Consider the following 19494-nt stretch of genomic DNA (forward strand, 5'->3'; position numbering starts at 1 on the left):
TGAGTTATCAGGCCGGTATTGTAGCGAGGTTGAATCCCCGGCAGGCATCCGTTAGCTTCCGCCGCTTCCCAGATTCCCTTCAGACATGGCTGCCAAAGAATACTCCGCAGAAGCCATCGAGGTCCTAGAGGGCCTCGACCCCGTGCGCAAGCGCCCGGGCATGTATACCGATACCACCCGCCCGAACCACCTGGCCCAGGAAGTCATCGACAATGCCGTCGACGAAGCCTTGGCCGGACACTGCCGCAGCATCGCGGTCACGGTCTACGAGGATGGCTCGCTGGAGGTGTCCGACGACGGTCGCGGCATGCCGGTGGGTGTCCACCCGGTACATAAGGTCACCGGCGTGGAACTGATCCTGACCAAGCTGCACTCCGGCGCCAAGTTTTCCAACCAGCAGTACCAGTTCTCGGGCGGTTTGCACGGCGTGGGTGTCAGCGTGGTCAACGCGCTCTCCAACAAACTGGAAGTGCGCGTCTGCCAGGGCGGCAAGGAATACGACATCGAGTTCAAGGATGGCGTGCTCAGCAAGCCGCTCAAGGAAGTCGGTGCCGTGGCCAAGAACCGCACCGGTACCGCCGTGCGCTTCTGGGCCGACCCCAAATACTTCGACAGCCCCAAGTTCTCCCTACCGCGCCTCAAGCAGGTGCTGCGCGCCAAGGCCGTGCTGTGCCCAAACCTCAAGGTCACGCTCGACGACCAGATCAACAAGGAAAAGCTGGTCTGGCAGTACGAGAACGGCCTGACGGATTACCTCAAGGACGCCCTGCAGGGTGCCGAGGCGTTGCCGGCGGAGCCCTTCGTCGGGCAGTTCAAGGCCGCCCGCGAAGAAGTCGAATGGGCGCTGGTCTGGCTCAACCAGGAAGGCAGCCGACTGGAGCCGGTGGCCGAGAGCTACGTCAACCTGATCCCCACCGCCCAGGGCGGCACGCACGTCAACGGCCTGCGCACCGGCCTGACCGAGGCGATGCGCGAGTTCTGCGAGTTCCGCAACCTGCTGCCGCGCGGCCTCAAGCTGACGCCGGAAGACGTCTGGCAGGGCTGCGCCTATGTACTCAGCGTGAAGATGCAGGACGCGCAGTTCGCCGGCCAGACCAAGGAACGCCTGTCCTCGCGCGAGACTGCGGCCTTCGTTTCCGGCGTGGTGCATGACTCCTTCAGCCTGTGGCTGAACCAGCATCCCGAGCAGGGCGAGCAGATCGCGCAGCTGGTCATCGCCAACGCCAATGCGCGCCTGAAGCTGTCCAAGCAGGTGGTGCGCAAGAAGATCACCAGCGGTCCGGCGCTGCCCGGGAAGCTGGCCGACTGCGTGCAGAGCGACCTGGGCCGCACCGAGCTGTTCCTGGTCGAAGGCGACTCCGCCGGCGGTTCCGCCAAGCAGGCGCGCGATCGCGACTTCCAGGCCATCATGCCGCTGCGCGGCAAGATCCTGAACACCTGGGAAGTGGACGCGAACGAAGCCCTGGGCTCCGACGAAATCCACAACATCAGCGTCGCCATCGGCGTGGACCCCGGTGCCACCGACATCAGCGGCCTGCGCTACGGCAAGGTCTGCGTGCTGGCCGACGCCGACTCCGACGGCCTGCACATCGCCACGCTGCTGTGCGCGCTGTTCCTCAAGCACTACCGCCCGCTGGTGGAAGCTGGCCACATCTTCATCGCCATGCCGCCGCTGTTCCGCATCGACGCGGGCAAGCAGGTGTTCTACGCGCTGGACGAGGCCGAGAAGCAGGGCGTGCTCGACCGCCTCAGTGCCGAGGGCAACCGCTCCAAGCTGCAGGTAACCCGCTTCAAGGGCCTGGGCGAGATGAACCCGCTGCAGCTGCGCGAGACCACGATGTCGCCCGACACGCGCCGCCTGGTGCAGCTGACGCTCGACGAAACGCCTGCCGACCAGATCCTCGACATGCTGCTGGCCAAGAAGCGCGCCGGCGACCGCAAGGACTGGCTGGAGCGCGAAGGCAACCGCGCCGAAGTTTGAAACCCATCGGCCCGCAAATGAACGCAAATGAACGCGAATAAAAAGCCGAACAAGAACCCTGTATCGCTGGGGTACTTGCATTCATTCACGTTTATTTGCGGACTGCATAATCTTCAAGTCTCATGACCAACATTATCGAAACCGAACGCCTGCCGCTGCGCGTCTTCGCGGAAAAGGCCTACCTCGATTACTCGATGTACGTGGTGCTCGACCGAGCGCTGCCGAACATCGCCGACGGCCTGAAGCCGGTGCAGCGCCGCATCATCTATGCGATGAGCGAGCTGGGCCTGTCGGCCGGCCAGAAGCACAAGAAGTCCGCCCGCACCGTGGGCGACGTCATCGGCAAGTTCCACCCTCACGGCGACTCCGCCTGCTACGAGGCGATGGTGACGATGGCGCAGCCCTTCAACTACCGCTACCCGCTGGTGGACGGACAGGGCAACTGGGGCTCGCCGGATGATCCCAAGTCCTTCGCCGCGATGCGTTACACCGAATCGCGCCTGACGCCCTACGCCGCCACGCTGCTGGGCGAGCTGGGGCAGGGCACCGTGGAATGGGCGCCGAACTTCGACGGCACCCTGGACGAGCCGCGCCTGCTGCCGGCGCGCCTGCCCAACATCATGGTCAACGGCACCACGGGCATCGCGGTGGGCATGGCCACGGATATTCCGCCGCACAACCTGCGCGAACTGGTGAAGGCCTGCCTGCACCTGCTCAAGCACCCCAACGCCCACATCGAGAAGCTCTGCGAGTTCGTGCCGGGCCCGGATTTCCCGACCTCCTGCGAGATCGTGTCCGAGCCGCATGACCTGATGAAGGTCTATCAGACCGGCAACGGCCAGATCCGTGCGCGCGGCCGCTGGGAGCGTGACGAGGACGGCAACATCATCGTCACCCATCTGCCCTACCAGGTCTCGCCGGCCAAGGTGCTGGAGCAGATCGCCGACCAGATGCGCGCCAAGAAGCTGCCGCTGGTGGAAGACCTGCGCGACGAGTCGGACCACGAGAACCCGACGCGCCTGGTGATCGTGCCGCGCTCCAATCGCGTGGACGCCGAGCAACTGATGGCGCACCTGTTCGCGACCACGGATCTCGAGCGCAGCTACCGCGTCAACCTCAACATGATCGGCCTGGACGGACGGCCGAAGGTCAAGAACCTCAAGGACATCCTGACCGAGTGGCTGGAGTACCGCTTTGCCACCGTGACGAAGCGCCTCAACCACCGCCTCAACAAGGTCAACGAGCGCCTGCACCTGCTCGAAGGCTTGCTGATCGCCTACCTCAACATCGATGAGGTGATCCACATCATCCGCACGGCGGACGATCCCAAGGCCAAGCTCATGCTGGCCTTCGGCTTGTCCGAAATCCAGGCGGACTACATCCTCGATCTCAAGCTGCGCCACCTGCAGAAGATCGAGGAGATCGCGATCCAGGGCGAGCAGAAGGAGCTGGCCGCCGAGCGCGCCAGGCTCGAGGAGCTGCTGGGCGACGACGAGAAGCTCAAGACCCTGATCGGCGAGGAACTGAAGGAAGACGCCAAGAAGTACGGCGACGAGCGCCGCTGCCCGATCAACGCCCGGCCGCCGGCCACCGCGCTTGAAGCCGCCGAGATCATCCCGGCCGAGCCGATCACTGTGGTGCTCTCCAAGGCTGGCTGGATCCGCGCCGGCAAGGGCCACGAGATCGACCCGGCCTCGCTCAGCTACAAGGCCGGCGACGAGTTCAGCCTGGCTGCGCAAGGCAAGACCAACCAGCTGCTGGTGCTGCTCGACCACAAGGGCCGCAGCTACACGCTGAACCCGCGCGAACTGCCCTCGGCGCGCTCGCAGGGCGAGCCGGTGACCACGCGCCTGGACCTGCAGGACGGCGGACGCATCCTCGGTCTGCTGATGGGTGACGGCAGCGAGAAGCTGGTGCTGGGCAGCGACGAGGGCTATGGCTTCATTGCCAAGCTCGGCGACCTGGAATCGCGCCTCAAGGCCGGCAAGGCCGTGGTCAACGTCAGCGACAAGGGCACCCTGATGCCGCCGACCCGTACCGCCGATCCGGCCAAGGACCGTTTCGCGCTGGCCACGGCGGAGGGCCGCCTGCTGGTGTTCCCGCTGTCGGAACTGCCGGAACTGGCCAAGGGCAAAGGCAACAAGCTGGTGGCGCTGAAGGGCGAGGATCGTATCCTGGCCAGCTGCGTGCTGCCGGCCGGTTCACCGCTGACGCTGGTCTGCGGCAAGCGCACGCTGACGCTCAAGCCTTCCGACCTGGAAAACTACGCCGGTGCCCGCGCCAGCCGCGGTGGCCACCTGCCGCGTGGGTTCCAGCGGGTGGATTCGATGCAGCCAGGATGAAGGTCTGCCGGCCGTCCCCCGCCGCAACGGTGGGGGACGGCCTGCGGATTCACAGAACCAGGCCTTGAATTTGCTGTCTCAAGGCCACAGAGAACTCCTAGCCACACTTACTGAAGCACGGGGAATATGAAACGCATCGGCTTGTTTTTGTTGACCAATATCGCGGTCATGCTAGTGCTGTCCGTCACGGCCAGCCTGCTCGGCGTCAACAAGTACCTCACCGCCAACGGACTCAATCTGGGCGCTCTGCTGGTGTTCTGCGCCCTGTTCGGCTTCGGCGGCTCCTTCATCTCGCTGGCCATGTCCAAGTGGGTCGCCAAGCGTTCCACCGGCGCCCAGGTGATCACGCAGCCGCGCAATTCGGCTGAAATGTGGCTGCTGCAGACGGTGGAGCGCCAGGCGCGTGCCGCCGGCATTGGCATGCCCGAGGTCGCCGTCTACGACGCGCCGGAGCCCAATGCCTTCGCCACCGGCATGAATCGCGACAACGCACTGGTTGCCGTCTCCACCGGCCTGCTGCGCAGCATGCAGCAGGACGAGGTCGAGGCCGTGCTGGGCCATGAGGTCAGCCACATCGCCAACGGCGACATGGTCACCCTGACCCTGATCCAGGGCGTAGTGAATACATTTGTCATGTTCCTGGCCCGCGTGGTCGGCTACGCCATCGACCGCGCCCTGGCCGGCAACCGCGAAAGCAGCGGCCCCGGCTTTGGCTACATGATCACGGTGTTCGTGCTGGAGATCATCTTCGGTTTCCTGGCCTCGATCATCGTCTGCTGGTTCAGCCGCCAGCGCGAGTTCCGCGCCGACGCCGGCGGTGCGCACCTGGCCGGCAAGCGCAAGATGGTGGCTGCCCTGCAGCGCCTGGGCGGTGCCCAGGGCCATTCCTCGCTGCCGGAACAGGTCACCGCTTTCGGCATCGTCGGCGGCGCCAAGAAGCTGTTCATGACGCACCCGCCGATCGAGGAGCGTATCGCCGCCCTACAGGCCGCTTGAGGAATACGAATAAATCTACTACGCGGCCCGATCTCGCATCTCCGGTGCTCGCCGTACTTGAGTACGGCTCCACGGCTCGCTGCAAGCTCGGGCGCTCGCCACGGTTTCTTCGCCGTCCTCGAAGAGGGCGCAAAACGCAAGAGATGAAAGAGGCGGCCCCGCGCCGCCTTTTTCTTTTGCTGCAGCCTTGACCTAGACCGAGCAGGACGACAGTCTGCGGGCATGGAACTGTCCGACCAGGAACTGCAGGCGGCACCGGTCTTCCTCATCAGCCTGGGCATCGGCCTCTTGATGGGGCTGGAGCGTGAGCGCAAGCCTGATGCGCGGGCAGGGCTGCGCACGTTCGGGCTCACGGGCCTGGCGGGCGCGCTGTCCGGCCTGCTCACGCAGGCCAGCGGATCGTCCTGGCTGATCCCCGCGATGCTGCTTGGCCTGGTGCTGATGATGGTGTTCTCGCCGCACCAGAAGGGCGACGAGAACGACCCCGCCACCACCACGACCATTGCGCTGCTGCTGTGCTACGGCCTGGGCCTGCTGGCATGGTTCGGCTATCCCCAACTGGCCGTGGCGCTAGCCCTGACCGCCACCTCGTTGCTGTATTTCAAGACGGAACTGCATGGGGTCATCAATCGCCTGACGCCGCAGGACCTGCGCTCCTTCCTGCAGTTCGCCATCGTCGCCTTCATCGTGCTGCCGGTGCTGCCGGATCGCGACTTCGGCCCCTATGGCGCCCTCAACCCCTATCGCATCTGGCTGATGGTGGTGCTGATCTCCGGGTTGGGCCTGGTGTCCTATGCCGTATTGCGCCTCGTAGGCCAGGAGAAGGGGACGCCGCTGCTCGGGATCCTCGGCGGGCTGGTCTCCAGCACGGCGACTACGCTGGCCTTCTCGCGTCACATGAAGTCGCAGCCGTCACTGCGGCCGGTAGCGTTGTTCGTGATCCTGCTGGCCAATCTCGTGGTGCTGCTGCGCCTGGCGATCATCGCGGTGGCGGTTGCTCCAAAGATCCTTCCGGCACTGCTGCCGGTGCTGGGGCTCGGTGCCTTGGCGGGGCTGGGGCTGGCCTGGCGCAATTGGCGCGCCTTGAGCGGCGACGAAGCGCCCGAACTGGAGATGAAGAACCCCAGCGAGATGCGTACGGCGCTGGCCTTCGCGGCGTTCTACGCCTTGGTGCTGCTATCCGTAGCCTGGCTCAACGACATCGCCGGCACCGGCGGCGTCTACCTGGCGGCGGCCCTGTCGGGCCTGACCGACGTGGATGCGATCAGCCTGTCCACCCTGAACCTGTTCGATCACGGCAGCATCGAGGCAGTCGCGGTGGTGCGTGTGATCGTGCTGGCCTACGTCGTGAACCTGGCTTTCAAGTTCGGCCTGGTCTGGAGCATTGCCGGGCGCCAGCCCGCGCAGCGGCTGGCCCCGTCCTTCGGTGCCGTACTCGGTGGGCTGCTCGCGGGGCTGCTGCTGTTCTAGTCGGGCTAGCGGACGTCTGCGGAGAGCAGGACCACTTCCGGCTCCTGCACGTGGAAGCCCTGGATGTAGTTGACGCCCATCTGCCACAGGCGCGCCATGACGTTGGCGTCCTCGACATGGGAGACGATGGTCTTCACGCCGGACTGGCGCGCCGTCTCCATCAGCGTCGTCATCTTCTTGTGCTGTTCCTTGTCGTGGAACTGGTGCGTGTAGGACGGGTGGAACTTCACGAACTGCGGCGGCACGTGCTCCAGCAGTTGGGCCGAGTTGGTGCCCACGCCGAAGTGCTCGATGGCGATATAGCCGCCGAGGTCGCGCAAGGCCTTGTGCAGCGTCTTGGCCTTGCGGATGTGGTTCTGCAGGGTCAGTTCCTGGAACTCGAACACCAGTTCCTCGGGCTTCAGCGGGCGCTGCTTGAGTTGCTCCTGCAACCAGACGATGTAGCTGTCGGCGTCCTTGAGGGTTTCCTCTGAGATCTTCACGAACAGGCTCGACGCCTCGGACGAGCTCTCGCGCTTGGCCAGCACCTTCAGCGCGCGTGCCACCACCCAGCGGTCGATGGAGCGCATCAGGCCGAACTTCTCGGCCACGCTGATGAACTCGGCGGCATGCAGTTCCTTGCCGCCGTCGTCGATCATGCGCACCAGCACGTCGAAGTGCTGGCGGGTGTCACCTTCCAGGCTGGCGATGGACTGGTAGGCCAGCTTGAGGCGGTTTTCCTCGATCGCGCGCTTGAGCTGCGAGGCCTTGCGCGCTTCCTCGCGTTCGCCCTGGGCGTTCTTGGCCGTGGGGCCGAGATTGACGAACTGGCGGCCGCTGCCGCGCACGGCCAGCTTGCGTGCCTCGCGCACGATCTCGCTGGCCACGATAGAAGCCTGCTCGTTGCCCGACAGCGGATAGGCGGCGATGCTCAGCGTCAGATGGGCCTCGTGGCCGGTGGTGTTGAACACCTGCTTGACCACTTCCTTCACCAGCATGTCGCCGAACTGCTCGAATTCGGCGGCGGTCGGGCGGTGGACCAGCGCCGCCAGCTCACCGGAGGAGAAGCGGAACACCTGGTCCTGCGGCGAAAGGCGCGCGTGCACCCATTCGTCGAGCAGCATGACGGCCTCTTCGGCGTCGTGCAGGCCGATGCGTTCCTCGAGGCCGGGAAAATCGTCCACCGCGATCAGCAAGGCAGCGCGCGGCATCTTCTGCTGGCTGATGCCGTTGATGGCAACGGCCAGGGCGTCGAAGAAGGCGAGGCGTCCTGAAGGGGCTTCGCCCGCGGCTACGGCTGGCGCGGCGGCGGCCTCCGCGCGGATCAGCATCTCGACGAAGTTCTCGCCGTCGACGTTACCGCGGGTCAGCTGGGCGGTGATGTGGACCTGGCCGCCATCCTGGCGCATCAGGCAGCACTCCAGCGGCTTGCCGTCGGCCTTGCCCTTGTTCAGGAGCTTCATGTGCTCCTTGACCTTGAGCTGATGATCCGGGCAGACCAGGTCCATCAGCGGCAGTTCCAGCAGTTCGTCCGGCTGGCCGTAGCCGAGCAAGGCGGCGAAGGCCGGATTGGTGTGCGACACGATGCCTTCCTGGATATGAACCACGGCATCGTTGGTGCCCGCCAGCAGTTGCTTGTGGCGGGACTCGAAATCGTCCAGGCGCGAGCGTACGGTGCGCAGGGCCCGCAGATGGCGGTGACTGGCGAACTCGCGCTGCAGCACGAACTCCAGGTGGCGCAGGTCGCGCAGGTCTTCGTAGGCGACCATGTCGCGGGCGCCGGCGGCGTGGGCCGCCAGCATCTCGTCGGCGCCAAAGCGCTGGCCCAGCAGCAGCACCGGCAGGTCCGGGCAGAGGCGGGCGGAGATGTCCACGGCTTCCTTCAGCGGCGCGCGGGGCAGGCCCTCGGCGCAAAGCATGATCTCGGGGGCACCGCGGCGCAGCACGTCTTCCAGTTCCTCGAGGTCGGCGACCCAGGCGCAACGCACCGGATGGCCGGCGTTGCGCAGATGGCTTTCGATGCGCTTGGCGACGTTCTCGGATTCGCTCACGACCAACACTACCGCGCTTTCTGCGGCCGTGAGCTGGGCGGTTTTCTGGCTGGGTGGGTTAGCTACCATGCGATCCATGTCTTTGAGGCCGCGCCGGCGTCTTCCCGCGCCAGTCGTGGCATTAGGTAACCGGGCACCAGGGCGACCAGTTCACTGGCCAGCCTTCGTGCGGCTTCGGTGTCTACCTCGAAATGTGCCGCGCCATGGACGCGGTCCACCACGTGCAGATAGTAGGGCAGTATCCCGCAGGCAAACAACTGCTCAGACAGCTTTCGAAGAACATCCGCTGAATCGTTGATTCCACGGAGCAAAACAGACTGGTTCAAAAGCGGAATCTGGAGTGCCCGCAGCGGCTGCAGCGCGCGCTCCACGGTGGCGTCCAGCTCCTGTGGGTGGTTCACGTGCAGCACGATTACCTTTTGCAGTCGACCGCGGCCCAGCCATTGCAATAGTCGTTCGTCGACCCGCTCCGGCAGTACGATGGGCTGGCGCGTATGGATGCGCAGGCGGCGCAGGTGCGGGATGTCCTCCAGAGCCTGGGCCAGGCTGGCCAGCTTGTCGTCCGACAGCGAGAGGGGGTCGCCGCCGGACAGGATCACTTCCTCGATGCTGGGGTCCTCTGCCAGGGTGCGCAGGGCTTCGCGCCACTGCTCGCGGGCCGCCAACTGGTCGGAGTAGGGAAAATGACGCCGGAAGCAGTAGCGGCAATGCACCGCGCAGGCCCCGGTGGCGATCAGCAGGGCACGGCCGTGGTACTTGTGGATCACGCCGCCGTCGCGGGCCTTCTTCAGGTCCCCCACGGCATCCAGGCCGAAGCCCGGCACCACGTCGGCCTCGGCCGGGCGGGGCCAGACCTGCAAGAACAGGGGGTCGTCGGGGTCACCCTTGCGCATCCGGGCGGCAAAGCCGCGCGGCACCCGCAGGGGGAAATCCCGCAGCCCGTCCAGGCCCAGGGAGGGCAGGGCCGGGTCGATCTGCAGGTAATCGAGCAGGTCCGCCGGGCGGGTGAAGGCCTCGCGCAGGGCGTGCTGCCACTGGGGTGCCTGCTGGCGGCTGTCGGGGCGGGGAGTTATCATTCGACGCCATTTTCACCCCCCGGTCACGGGGCGGCAACCAACCTTTCAATTTTTCTGGATCAGAGTCGAGCTCATGGCGACTGTCAGCACCAACGAAATGAAGTCCGGTACCAAGCTCCTCATCGATGGGGACCCGTACTCGGTCATCGACAACGAATACCGCAAGCCGGGCAAGGGCCAGGCCACCAACACCCTCAAGATCCGCAACCTCAAGACCGGCCGCGTGCTGGAAAAGACCTTGAAGTCGGGCGACACCATCGAGTCGGCCGACGTCGAAGACAAGGACATGCAGTACCTGTACAACGACGGCGAGTTCTGGACCTTCATGGATCCGAAGAGCTTCGAGCAGATCCAGGCCGGCAAGGCTGCGATGGCTGAGTCCGCCCAGTGGCTCAAGGGCGAGGAAACCGTGCGTATCACCCTGTGGAACGAGGTTCCGCTGCTGGTCTACGCGCCGAACACGGTGGAACTGACCGTGACCGAGACCGACCCCGGCCTGCGCGGCGACACCGCCACCGGCGGCACCAAGCCGGCCAAGCTGGAGACCGGAGCCATCGTCAAGGTGCCGCTCTTCATCACCGAGGGCGAGAAGATCAAGGTCGACACCCGTACCGGCGAGTACCTGAACCGCGCCGGCAAGTAAGCCGGCACCGTTCCCATGAAGCCGCCTTCGGGCGGCTTCATGCGTTCTGGAAGCCCCTCTCGATCCCATGACCGACTGGCAACCCTCCGCCGACCTGCCAACCCTGCGCGCCCGTGCGGCGTTGCTGTCGGCTTTGCGCGCGTTCTTCAATTCGCGCGGCGTGCTGGAGGTGGAGACCCCCTTGCTGTCGGCCCATGCCACGGTGGACCGGCATATCGAAAGCTTCCGCACCGAAGACGGCCGCTGGCTGCATACCTCGCCGGAATTCGCGATGAAGCGGCTGCTCTGCGCCGGCAGCGGGCCGATCTGGCAGGTCTGCCGCGTGTTCCGCCGCGAGGAGTCCGGGCGCCACCACAACCCCGAGTTCACCATGCTGGAGTGGTACCGGCCGGGCTTCGACCATCACGCGCTGATGCTGGAAGTGGCCGAACTGGTGACCGCCCTGGCGGCGGCGCTGGGTCGGCCCCTGGGTGGGTCGGTGGGCAAGCTGAGCTATCGCGAGGCCTTCCGCCGGCACCTGGATCTGGACCCCTTCACGGCGGACATCGCGGCCATCCGCGCGGCACTGGAGCGGGCCGGGCACGATGCCGGCGATCTCGGGGGGCAGGACCGCGACATCTGGCTGGACGTGGCCATGTCACTGGCGGTGGGCCCGCGGCTGGGCCTGGACGCGCCCTGCTTCCTGTATGATTTTCCGGCCTCGCAGGCGGCGCTGTCGCGCATCCGCCGCGACGATCCGCCGGTGGCGGAACGCTTCGAACTGTTCTGGCGCGGCACCGAACTGGCCAACGGCTTCCACGAGCTGGGCAATGCCGCAGAGCAGCGCCAGCGCTTCGAGGCCGATCAGGACTGGCGCCAGCAGCAGGGGCGGGAGCTGCCGCCCTACGATCGCAGGCTCATCGATGCCCTGGATGCGGGCCTGCCGGACTGCGCCGGCGTGGCGCTGGGCCTGGACCGGCTGCTGATGCTGGTGCTGGGCAAGGGCTCGCTGGCCGAGGTGCTGGCGTTCGACAGCGGCCGCGCCTGAGGCAGGCCGCAAGCCTGCGCCGGCCAGGCCAGGCTCAGGACTCGACCGGGAATAGGCCCTTTAGGTCGCGCCAGCCGCCGTCCACCGAGAACACCTGGGTGTAGCCCATCTTCTGCAGGTTGTCGGCCGCGATCACCGAGCGGTAGCCACTGCCGCAGTACAGGTACAGCGGCTCGCTGCGATCCGGGTGCTTGGTCTCGATGTCGCGCTCGATCACGCCCTTGCCCAGCCATTCCGCGCCTTCGACATGCCCGGCGGCGAACTCGCTCTCCTCGCGCACATCTATCAGACGGGCGGCGGGCTGCTTGGCGAGGATGCCCGGCATGTCCCTGGCATTGACCTCGCGCACCCGCGTGCGGGCGTCCTGGATCAGGGCGAGAAAGGCGGGGGAGTGTCCGGACATGGGCGAATCCTCATGAATTTCTGACGAATTTTGCGTGCTAGATTACGCGTCGAGGGCCTGCTAACGCTACCGTGATCGCTGCGATGCCCCCGTATTTGCCGCCAGGCACGACGGGAGGAGGGAGCTTGGTGGTTCCAAGTGACCGACGAGCAACACCGCATGGTGGCAAAGACGGGGGCACCCGGAGGGCGGGATCGTTTTGGCGCATGGCGTTGTCCCGCCCCGCTTATGTACATTCAGTACACCGCGCGTACCGGGACTTAGCCCTGCGCCAAAACGGTCTCCGTCGCAGCGATCACGGTAGCGTTAGCAGGCCCTTGAGCTTGGAGGAAAGCGTCTTGCGGAATAAGAACAGATGAACACCCCCGTCGTGCTGATCCACGGCATGTGGTGTACCGGAGGAGACTGGAAGCGGGTGCGGGAACTGCTGGAGCCGCGTGGCTACCGCTGCTACGCCCCGACCTTGCCGGCCCACGAGCCGACCGCTGACCAGCCGCTGCGCGTGGACAATCGCAGCCTGCGGGAATATCTGGATTACCTTGAGCAGTACATCCGCGAACAGGAGTTCCAGACGCCGCCGATCCTGATCGGCCATTCCATGGGTGGCTTGCTGGCGCAGCAGCTGGCGGCGCGCATCCCGGTCTTCGCCGTGGTGCTGTTGACCCCCGCGGCACCCTGGGGGCTCAACGCCGCGGGCTTGGCCAACCTGGCGCCGTTCAGCCGCGTGCTGGCCCGCTGGGGGTTCTGGCACCGGCCCTACAAATTCAGCCGCGAGGCGGCGGCGGCCTATGTCTACAACGGCCTGTCGCCGGAGCGACAGAAGATCTGCTACGAACGGATGGTGCATGAGTCCGGCCGGGTGGCGTATGAAATCGGCCTGTGGTGGGCGGACTGGGGAAAAACGACCTCGGTCGATGCGGATGCGGTGCGTTGTCCTGTATATGTGGTGAGTTGCGGTGCCGACCGGTTGACGCCGGCCTTCGCGGTCCGCAAGGTTGCGGGCCTGTATCCGCAGGCAACGCACCGTCATTACCCGGCGAGAGGGCACTGGGTGATCGACGACGATGAGACTGAGGAGATGATCCACGGCGTCTGTGGCTGGCTGCGTCCGCTGGAGCAGCGTGCCGCGCGCGGCCAGCAGGCCCCGCGTTGAGCGGTATTTTTCAAGGAACATCATGAAAAAGATTCTTTTGGCGGCGAGCGCCGCAATGCTCGCCGCGTCTGCCGTAGCGCAGACCGATCCGGTATCGCGGGCGATCGACGCCACCGTTCAGGCCGGCAAGGCCAGCGCTGCTTCGCAGGAGCGGGTCAACCAGTCCGACGACCAGACCCGCGCGATGCTGGAGCGCTACCGCGCCGCCACCTGGCAGGCGCAGCAGTTGCGCGTCTACGCCAACCAGATCGAGCCGCTGCTGGCGGCACAGGAAGCCGAGAAGCAGGGCCTGCAGCGCCAGCTGGCGGACCTGGACCGCGCCGGCGGCGACATGATGCCGCTGATGCTGCGCATGCTTGATTCACTGGAGAAGTTCATCGCGCTCGACCTGCCGTTCCTGCAGGACGAGCGCAAGGAGCGTATCGCCAACCTGCGCCGCATGATGACCGATAGCAGCACTGCCACGGCGGAGAAATTCCGCCGCGTGCTGGAGGCCTACCAGATCGAGGCCGACTACGGGCGCGGCCTGGGTGCCGAGCGCGGGCAGGTGGAGGAGCGCATGGTGGACATCCTGCGGGTGGGACGCAGCACGATGTTCGCGGTGGCGCTGGACGGCGCCGATGCCTGGGGCTGGAACGCCGGCACCGGCAAGTGGGAGCCGATCCCGCGCAAGTACGTCAAGGAACTGCGCCTGGCCATGAAGATGGCGCGCGAGACCGCCGCCCCTGACCTGTTGACGCTGCCGATGCCGGTGGCCGCCGCTGGAGCTGTCAAGTGAGCGCCCGCAATTTCCTTCTGGTTCTCGCCCTGCTGCCCGGCATGGCCCTGGCTCAGGCCCCGGCCAAGGGTATGGACGACCTGCTCAGCCGCATCCGCCAGGACAGCGCCGCCAGCGCCAAGCTCAACCAGGAGCGCGAGGCGCGCTTCCTGCGCGACCGTAACGCCCAGGCCGAGATGCTGCAGAAGGCCGAGGCGGAGTATGCCGCGGTCAAGGCCAAGTCCGACGCCGTGCGCGCGCGCTACGAGGCCAACCAGAAGCAGATCGCCGAGCTCAAGGAGCAGTTCAAGACGCGCGCGGGCGACTACACGCAGGTGGCCGCCGCCGTGCGCCAGGCCGCCGCGGATTTCCGCGCACATGCCGCCAACTCGGCGATCAGCGCGCAGTTTCCGGAGCGACTGGAATTCCTCGACACGCTGACCGCCGACAATGCCATGCCGGTGCAGGCGGACATCGAGAAGCTGTGGTTCACCCTGCAGCAGGAGATGACCGAGAACGGCCGCGCGGCGCGCTTCCAGGCCGAGGTGGTGGACACGGCCGGTACCGCCAGCAAGATGGAGGTGACGCGTGTCGGCGCCTTCACCAGCTTCCACGATGGTGAGTACCTGGTGCCGCAACCGGGCTCCAGCCAGCTGCTGCAGCTGGCGCGCCAGCCGGAGCGCAAGTTCCGCGCGATGGCCCGCGACTTTGCCGAGGCCGAGGTCCGCGCGCCGATACTGGTCGATCCCACCGGCGGCACGCTGCTGGCCCAGGAAGCACTGCGTCCCACGCTGATGGAGCGCATCCACATGGGCGGGGAGGTGGGCTACATCATCATCCTGGTTGGCGTGGTTGGCGCGGTGCTGGCGGTGTGGCAGCTGGTCTGGCTGTTGCGCACCGACCGTGCCGTGCGCCGCCAACTGGCCAATGTCTCGCAGCCCTCCGACGACAATCCGCTGGGCCGCGTGCTGGCTACCTTCAAGGGCAACCCGGCCACCGTCGCCGAGGATGCCGAGGTGATCGAACTGCGCCTGTCCGAGGCGGTGCTGCGCGAGGTGCCCAAGCTGGAGCGCTTCCAGGCCTTCCTGCGGCTGGCGGTGGCGGCCGGTCCGCTGCTGGGCCTGATCGGCACCGTGGTGGGCATGATCATCACCTTCCAGGTGATTACCGAGCAGGGTGCGGGCGACCCGCGCCTGATGGCCGAGGGCATCTCGCAGGCCATGATCGCCACCGTGCTGGGCCTGGGCATCGCCGTGCCGCTGCTGTTCATCAATAGCCTGCTGGCGGCGCGCTCGCGCGCCATCACCCAGATCCTCGACGAGCAGGCCACCGGCCTGCTGGCCGAGCGCCTGGAGCAGACGCGTGCTTGAGAACCTGCTGCACGGCCTCCTTCAACCGTTCGAGTCGGTCGACTCGTTCGTGGAGGCCGGTGGCTGGGTGCTGCCGTGGATTTTCATGTCGGGCCTGGTCATGTGGACGCTGATCGTGGAGCGCTGGTGGTACTTCCGCGTCGGCTTCCGACGCGAGCGCGAGGCCATGGCCCAGGCCTGGGACCGGCGGCCGGAGCACAAGTCCTGGCACGCGCGGCAGATCCGCCGCATGCTGATCGCGCGCGCCAACGCGCGCCTGGTCGGCAGCCAGCCCCTGATCCGCGTGATCGTGCCGCTGGCGCCGCTGCTGGGCCTGCTCGGCACTGTCACCGGCATGCTCGAGGTCTTCGATTCCATGTCCGCCCTGGGCTATGCAGACGCCCGCGCCATGTCCGACGGCGTTTCCCACGCCATGATCGCGACGCTGGCCGGCCTGGCGGTCAGCCTCAGCGGCATCTTCTTCATCGGACGCTTCCAGACGATCAGCCGGGTCGAGACCGAGCTGTTCGCCGACGCACTGAAATACTGAGGGAACGACATGCGTTTCAGCCGTCACAGCACTCCCACCGAAGAACACACCGGCATCGACCTGGCGCCGATGCTGGACTTCGTCCTCAACCTGCTGATTTTCTTCATCATCACCAACACCTTCGTGACGCAGGCCGGCATCCAGATCAACCGGCCCACGGCGCAGACCGCGGTGCGCGAGGAGCGCAACAACATCATCGTGGCGATCTCGCCACGCGGCGAGGTCTGGGTGGACAAGCAGCAGGTGGACATCCGCGCGCTGCGCGCCGTGATCGGCCGCATGCGTGCCGCCAACCCGCAGGCCGGTGTCATCATCCAGGCCGACAAGGACGCGCGCGCCGGGCTGATGGTGGAGGCCATGGACCAGGCGCGCCTGGCGGGCGTCAAGGATGTTTCCGTCGCGGCGCAGCCGATCCGCTGATCGCCCATGCGCCTGCTTGCCTCCCTGCTGCTGGGCCTGGTTATCGTGTTCGGCCTGTTCTGGCTGATGCAATGGATGATCCGGCCCTCCGAGCGCCACGCCGTGGAGGCCGTGACCGTGGTCGAGGCGGTGGAGATGGTCGAGGTGCAGCCCGAAGATACTTCACCGCAGGACCTGGAGGCGGCCGCCGACGAGCCGCCGCCACCGCCCGCGGCGCCGCCGTCGCTGGCGCGGCCCGACCTGCCGACGATGAGCTTCCCGGCCTCGGCACCGGTGGACGCGGGCCCGATCAAGATTCCGGCGATCAACACCTCCAGCCTGGGCCTGGGCGGCTCCAGCCTCAACGGCAGCGGCCTGTTCGGCGGCTTCGCCGGACGTGGCGGCGGCAGTGGTTCCGGCGGGGGCGGTGGCGGCATCGGCAAGGGCGAGGGCTTCAAGGGCAAGCCGCTGATCCCATTGTCCACGGCGCGTCCGCAGATGCCGGAATGGGCCTGCAAGCAGGGCATACGCGGCTGGGTGGAAGTGGTGTTCACGGTGATGCCCAACGGCCGCGTCAGCGAGGTCAAGCTGGTCGATGCCGATCCGCGCGGTGTGTTCGAGGTCGCGGCCATCGAGAGCGTCGGCAACTGGATCTACCAGTCCACCGGCAAGGCGCGCACGGTCAAGCAGCGCGTCGACATGCTGCCTGAAGACTGCATCTACAACTGGCAGCAATGAAAAAGCCGGGAATCGGGAATCGGGGATCGGGAATCGTGGGGCTGATGCTCCTGGCGCTCTCGTGCACGGCATCGGCCGACCAGTACCGCAGTGAGGTCAAGGAACTGGACAGCGTGCCGCAGCCGGCGCCACAGAAGAGTGCCCAGCAGCAGCTGCAGACGACCACCGATCCCTATGCCAAGGCGCTGCTGCTGCGAGAGCTGGCGGCGCAGGCGGTGGCGAAGAAGGATTTCGCGCAGGCCTCCAAGTACCTGGAGCAGGCGCTGGCCACCAAGGCGCTCTCGGGCATCGCCGCGGAGCAGATGAAGCGCGACCTGTCGCAGCTCTACCTGGCCGGTGGCGATTTCAAGCGTGTGCTGCCGCAGCTCGAGGCGCAGGTGAAGGCCGGCAATGCCGCGCCGGAGACGCTGGTGGCGCTGGGTGCGGCCTACGTCGAGCAGAAGCGTTTCCGTGACGCCGTGCCGCTGCTGCAGAAGGGCCTGGCGGCGGTGAAGAATCCGGACCCGAGCTGGCAGCGCGCGCTGGTGGCGGCGCTGTTCGGTGCGGGGCAGGAGAAGGAAGCGCTGCCGATCCTGGAGGCGCTGCTCAAGCGCGACCCCAGTCAGCGCGACGATTGGATGCGCCTGGCCGCGGCCACGATCCGCTACGGCAGCAAGGAACGCGCGCAGGCGGTGATGGAGCTGGCCAATCGCATGGGCTTCCTCGACAAGCCGGACGATCGCCTGCGCCTGGTGCAGCTCACGGCCCAGATCGGTGCGCCCTTCGAGGCGGGCTCCCTGCTGCAGTCCTGGATGCAGAAGGGCGTGCTCAAGGCCGATGCCGCCAACTGGAAACTGCTGGCCGGACTTTGGATCGCCGCACGCGAGTCGGTGCCTGCGATGGCGGCGCTGGAGGAGGCCCTGAAGCTGCAGCCAGACGCGACGCTGTACCGCCAGCTTGGCCAGCTGCGCCTGGACCGGGAGGAGTACGCCGCCGCGGCCGACGCGCTGCTCAAGGCCGTGCAGCGTGGCGGCAAGGACGGCAACACCCTGCTGGCGCTGGGCATGGCCCGCTATCAGCAGGCCGATGTCGAGGGCTCGCTGGAGGCGTTCCGCGAGGCGGCTCAGTTCGTCGCTGCCAAGAAGCTGGCGGCGGAGTGGGTGCGTTACCTGGAATCAGGCCAGGCGCGCGAGCAGGCCCTGGCGGCGGCGGCGCAGCGGCGCCAGCGGGGCGATGGCGGCTTCCAGATGAGTGGCCGCATGAGCGGCGAGAGTTTCACGCTGTCCTCCGGGCAGCAGGCTAGCGTCACGCTGGCCGAGTCCGGCGGCGATCCCCATACGCCGATCGGTGCGGACCGTCCGGGCAGTGCCGACGGCACCATCCCGGCCTGGACCGGTGGCCTGGCCAAGGGCGGCAGCCCTGGTGCGCGCCTGGCCAACCCGTATGCCGGCGACAAGCCGTCGTTTACGATCACCGCCGCCAATGCCACCCAGTATCGCAACCGCCTGACGCCGAGCCACCAGGCCTTGCTGGCGCGGTATCCGGGCTACCAGATGCCGGTCTACCCGACGCGTCGCAGCGTGGCCTACCCGCAGGCGATCTACGACGCCAGCAAGGCCAACATCGGCAAGGCGAAGCTGCTGGGCTCCGACGCCCTGGAAGGCGCGCGCCTGGGCGTGCCCTTTCCGCGCCCGCAGTCCGGCGTGGAGGTCATGTGGAACCACCGCACGCGCTACCGCGGCGACTCGGTCGACATGCAGTCGACGCAGGCGGTAGTGCAGCGCAACGGCCAGTTGCAGACGCTCAAGCAGACCGAGCGCGTGGCCTTCCGCTACGGCAACGTGCGCGCACCGGCGGATCTGTCCAAGAGCAATGTGCTGCTCTACTACCTGACCTGGTTCGGCCGCTCGCGCAACGACACGGACTTCCTCGTGCTGGTCCACGAGACAGCGAATTCGGTAGAGAACCCACGCAACATCTGGGTGCTGCCGCCCAAGATCAACAAGATGTTCCGCGTGCCGCCGGTGGGTTACGACCAGCCGTTCCCGGGTGCGGACGGCCTGATGTTCGTCGACATGATGGACATGTACAACGGTGCCTTCGACCGCTACGTCTGGAAGCTGACCGGCAAGCGCGAGGTCTACATCCCCTACAACGGCTACCGCCTGCTGGACGGCAGCGTCAAGGCGGCGGACCTGCTGCGCCCCGGCCATCCGCGCCAGGACGTGATGCGCTATGAGCTGCACCGCGTCTGGGTGATCGAAGCGGTGGAGCGCGAGGGCAAGCGGCACACCTTCGGCAAGCGCGTGTTCTACGTCGACGAGGACAGCTGGAACGTGGTGCTGGTGGAGAACTACGACCGCGACGGCCGGCCCTGGCGCTTCCAGGAGGGCCACCTGCTGGCCTTCTACGACGCGCAGTTTGCCAATACGGCGCCTGTCTTCACCTACGACCTGAAGGACGGGCGCTACTTCGCCAACCGCCTCAACGACAACGACCCGCCGCCGAAGTACGGCGAGGCGATGAAGGATTCGGAGTTCCTGCCGGCCACCGTCAAGGCGCGCTACGGGCGCTGACGCCGGCCGTGCGGCTGCGGGGTGA

The 19494-nt window shown here is 66.7% G+C and carries 16 protein-coding genes; 13 read left to right on the plus strand and 3 right to left on the minus strand.

The window, feature by feature from the left end; genetic code table 11:
- Nucleotides 1–85 precede the first annotated feature (85 nt).
- From parE to QT386_RS07790, 4 genes are all read left to right on the plus strand, one after another.
- Nucleotides 86–1981 (plus strand): DNA topoisomerase IV subunit B, encoded by a 1896-nt coding sequence (gene parE / locus QT386_RS07775; RefSeq protein ID WP_289273184.1) that lies wholly within the window; start codon nt 86–88, stop codon nt 1979–1981.
- Between the two features lie 122 nt (nt 1982–2103).
- Entirely contained in the window at nt 2104–4323 is a 2220-nt protein-coding gene (gene parC, locus QT386_RS07780; RefSeq protein WP_289273185.1) for a DNA topoisomerase IV subunit A, read from the plus strand.
- 126 nt (nt 4324–4449) lie between these two features.
- Complete coding sequence (gene htpX / locus QT386_RS07785) at nt 4450–5319, plus strand: protease HtpX (protein ID WP_289273186.1); 870 nt, start codon at nt 4450–4452, stop codon at nt 5317–5319.
- Between the two features lie 222 nt (nt 5320–5541).
- On the plus strand, nt 5542–6789 hold the full coding sequence (locus QT386_RS07790; RefSeq protein ID WP_289273187.1) for an MgtC/SapB family protein: 1248 nt from the start codon (nt 5542–5544) through the stop codon (nt 6787–6789).
- A gap of 5 nt (nt 6790–6794) precedes the next feature.
- On the opposite strand, the gene QT386_RS07795 is transcribed toward QT386_RS07790, so the two are convergent.
- Complete coding sequence (locus QT386_RS07795; protein ID WP_289273188.1) at nt 6795–8819, minus strand: EAL domain-containing protein; 2025 nt, start codon at nt 8817–8819, stop codon at nt 6795–6797.
- 62 nt (nt 8820–8881) lie between these two features.
- On the minus strand, nt 8882–9895 hold the full coding sequence (gene epmB / locus QT386_RS07800) for an EF-P beta-lysylation protein EpmB (RefSeq protein ID WP_289273189.1): 1014 nt from the start codon (nt 9893–9895) through the stop codon (nt 8882–8884).
- A 73-nt stretch (nt 9896–9968) separates the two neighbouring features.
- Between epmB and efp the strand changes: the two genes are divergently transcribed.
- Both efp and epmA read left to right on the plus strand, forming a co-directional pair.
- Nucleotides 9969–10538 (plus strand): elongation factor P, encoded by a 570-nt coding sequence (gene efp, locus QT386_RS07805; protein WP_289273190.1) that lies wholly within the window; start codon nt 9969–9971, stop codon nt 10536–10538.
- Nucleotides 10539–10605: 67 nt separating this feature from the next.
- Nucleotides 10606–11565, plus strand: a complete 960-nt coding sequence (epmA, locus tag QT386_RS07810) for an EF-P lysine aminoacylase EpmA (protein ID WP_289273191.1) — start codon at nt 10606–10608, stop codon at nt 11563–11565.
- A gap of 34 nt (nt 11566–11599) precedes the next feature.
- Here epmA and QT386_RS07815 read toward each other — a convergent pair whose 3' ends face one another.
- Nucleotides 11600–11968 (minus strand): rhodanese-like domain-containing protein, encoded by a 369-nt coding sequence (locus QT386_RS07815; protein WP_289273192.1) that lies wholly within the window; start codon nt 11966–11968, stop codon nt 11600–11602.
- Between the two features lie 355 nt (nt 11969–12323).
- On the opposite strand from QT386_RS07815, the gene QT386_RS07820 reads away from it, so the two are divergent.
- From QT386_RS07820 to QT386_RS07850, 7 genes are read left to right on the plus strand one after another with little or no spacing between them, the layout of a single operon-like run.
- Nucleotides 12324–13121, plus strand: coding sequence for an alpha/beta hydrolase (locus tag QT386_RS07820; protein ID WP_289273193.1), 798 nt, complete (start codon nt 12324–12326; stop codon nt 13119–13121).
- 22 nt (nt 13122–13143) lie between these two features.
- Nucleotides 13144–13899, plus strand: coding sequence for a DUF3450 domain-containing protein (locus tag QT386_RS07825; protein ID WP_289273194.1), 756 nt, complete (start codon nt 13144–13146; stop codon nt 13897–13899).
- Entirely contained in the window at nt 13896–15248 is a 1353-nt protein-coding gene (locus QT386_RS07830) for a MotA/TolQ/ExbB proton channel family protein (protein ID WP_289273195.1), read from the plus strand. The genes QT386_RS07825 and QT386_RS07830 overlap by 4 nt, the downstream gene beginning before the upstream one ends.
- The gene (locus tag QT386_RS07835; RefSeq protein ID WP_289273196.1) at nt 15241–15777 is read left to right on the plus strand and encodes a MotA/TolQ/ExbB proton channel family protein; all 537 of its coding nucleotides are present in this window, start codon (nt 15241–15243) and stop codon (nt 15775–15777) included. The genes QT386_RS07830 and QT386_RS07835 overlap by 8 nt, the downstream gene beginning before the upstream one ends.
- A 9-nt stretch (nt 15778–15786) precedes the next feature.
- Nucleotides 15787–16197: a biopolymer transporter ExbD gene (locus QT386_RS07840; protein ID WP_289273197.1), complete on the plus strand. Its 411-nt coding sequence runs from the start codon at nt 15787–15789 to the stop codon at nt 16195–16197.
- A 6-nt stretch (nt 16198–16203) separates the two neighbouring features.
- Complete coding sequence (locus QT386_RS07845) at nt 16204–16914, plus strand: energy transducer TonB (RefSeq protein WP_289273198.1); 711 nt, start codon at nt 16204–16206, stop codon at nt 16912–16914.
- Between the two features lie 44 nt (nt 16915–16958).
- A complete protein-coding gene (locus tag QT386_RS07850) occupies nt 16959–19469 on the plus strand; it encodes a DUF1329 domain-containing protein (RefSeq protein WP_289273319.1) in 2511 nt (836 codons plus the stop codon).
- Nucleotides 19470–19494 lie beyond the last annotated feature (25 nt).

Origin of the sequence: Solimonas sp. SE-A11 (assembly GCF_030345715.1) — a bacterium.
Lineage (GTDB): Bacteria > Pseudomonadota > Gammaproteobacteria > Nevskiales > Nevskiaceae > Solimonas_A.

Bases quoted from the DNA above. Each gene is read 5' to 3' on its own strand.
- parE (WP_289273184.1), top strand. From the start codon at position 86: ATGGCTGCCAAAGAATACTCCGCAGAAGCCATCGAGGTCCTAGAGGGC.
- parC (WP_289273185.1), top strand. From the start codon at position 2,104: ATGACCAACATTATCGAAACCGAACGCCTGCCGCTGCGCGTCTTCGCG.
- htpX (WP_289273186.1), top strand. From the start codon at position 4,450: ATGAAACGCATCGGCTTGTTTTTGTTGACCAATATCGCGGTCATGCTA.
- QT386_RS07790 (WP_289273187.1), top strand. From the start codon at position 5,542: ATGGAACTGTCCGACCAGGAACTGCAGGCGGCACCGGTCTTCCTCATC.
- epmB (WP_289273189.1), bottom strand. From the start codon at position 9,895: ATGATAACTCCCCGCCCCGACAGCCGCCAGCAGGCACCCCAGTGGCAG.
- efp (WP_289273190.1), top strand. From the start codon at position 9,969: ATGGCGACTGTCAGCACCAACGAAATGAAGTCCGGTACCAAGCTCCTC.
- epmA (WP_289273191.1), top strand. From the start codon at position 10,606: ATGACCGACTGGCAACCCTCCGCCGACCTGCCAACCCTGCGCGCCCGT.
- QT386_RS07815 (WP_289273192.1), bottom strand. From the start codon at position 11,968: ATGTCCGGACACTCCCCCGCCTTTCTCGCCCTGATCCAGGACGCCCGC.
- QT386_RS07820 (WP_289273193.1), top strand. From the start codon at position 12,324: ATGAACACCCCCGTCGTGCTGATCCACGGCATGTGGTGTACCGGAGGA.
- QT386_RS07825 (WP_289273194.1), top strand. From the start codon at position 13,144: ATGAAAAAGATTCTTTTGGCGGCGAGCGCCGCAATGCTCGCCGCGTCT.
- QT386_RS07840 (WP_289273197.1), top strand. From the start codon at position 15,787: ATGCGTTTCAGCCGTCACAGCACTCCCACCGAAGAACACACCGGCATC.
- QT386_RS07845 (WP_289273198.1), top strand. From the start codon at position 16,204: ATGCGCCTGCTTGCCTCCCTGCTGCTGGGCCTGGTTATCGTGTTCGGC.
- QT386_RS07850 (WP_289273319.1), top strand. From the start codon at position 16,959: ATGCTCCTGGCGCTCTCGTGCACGGCATCGGCCGACCAGTACCGCAGT.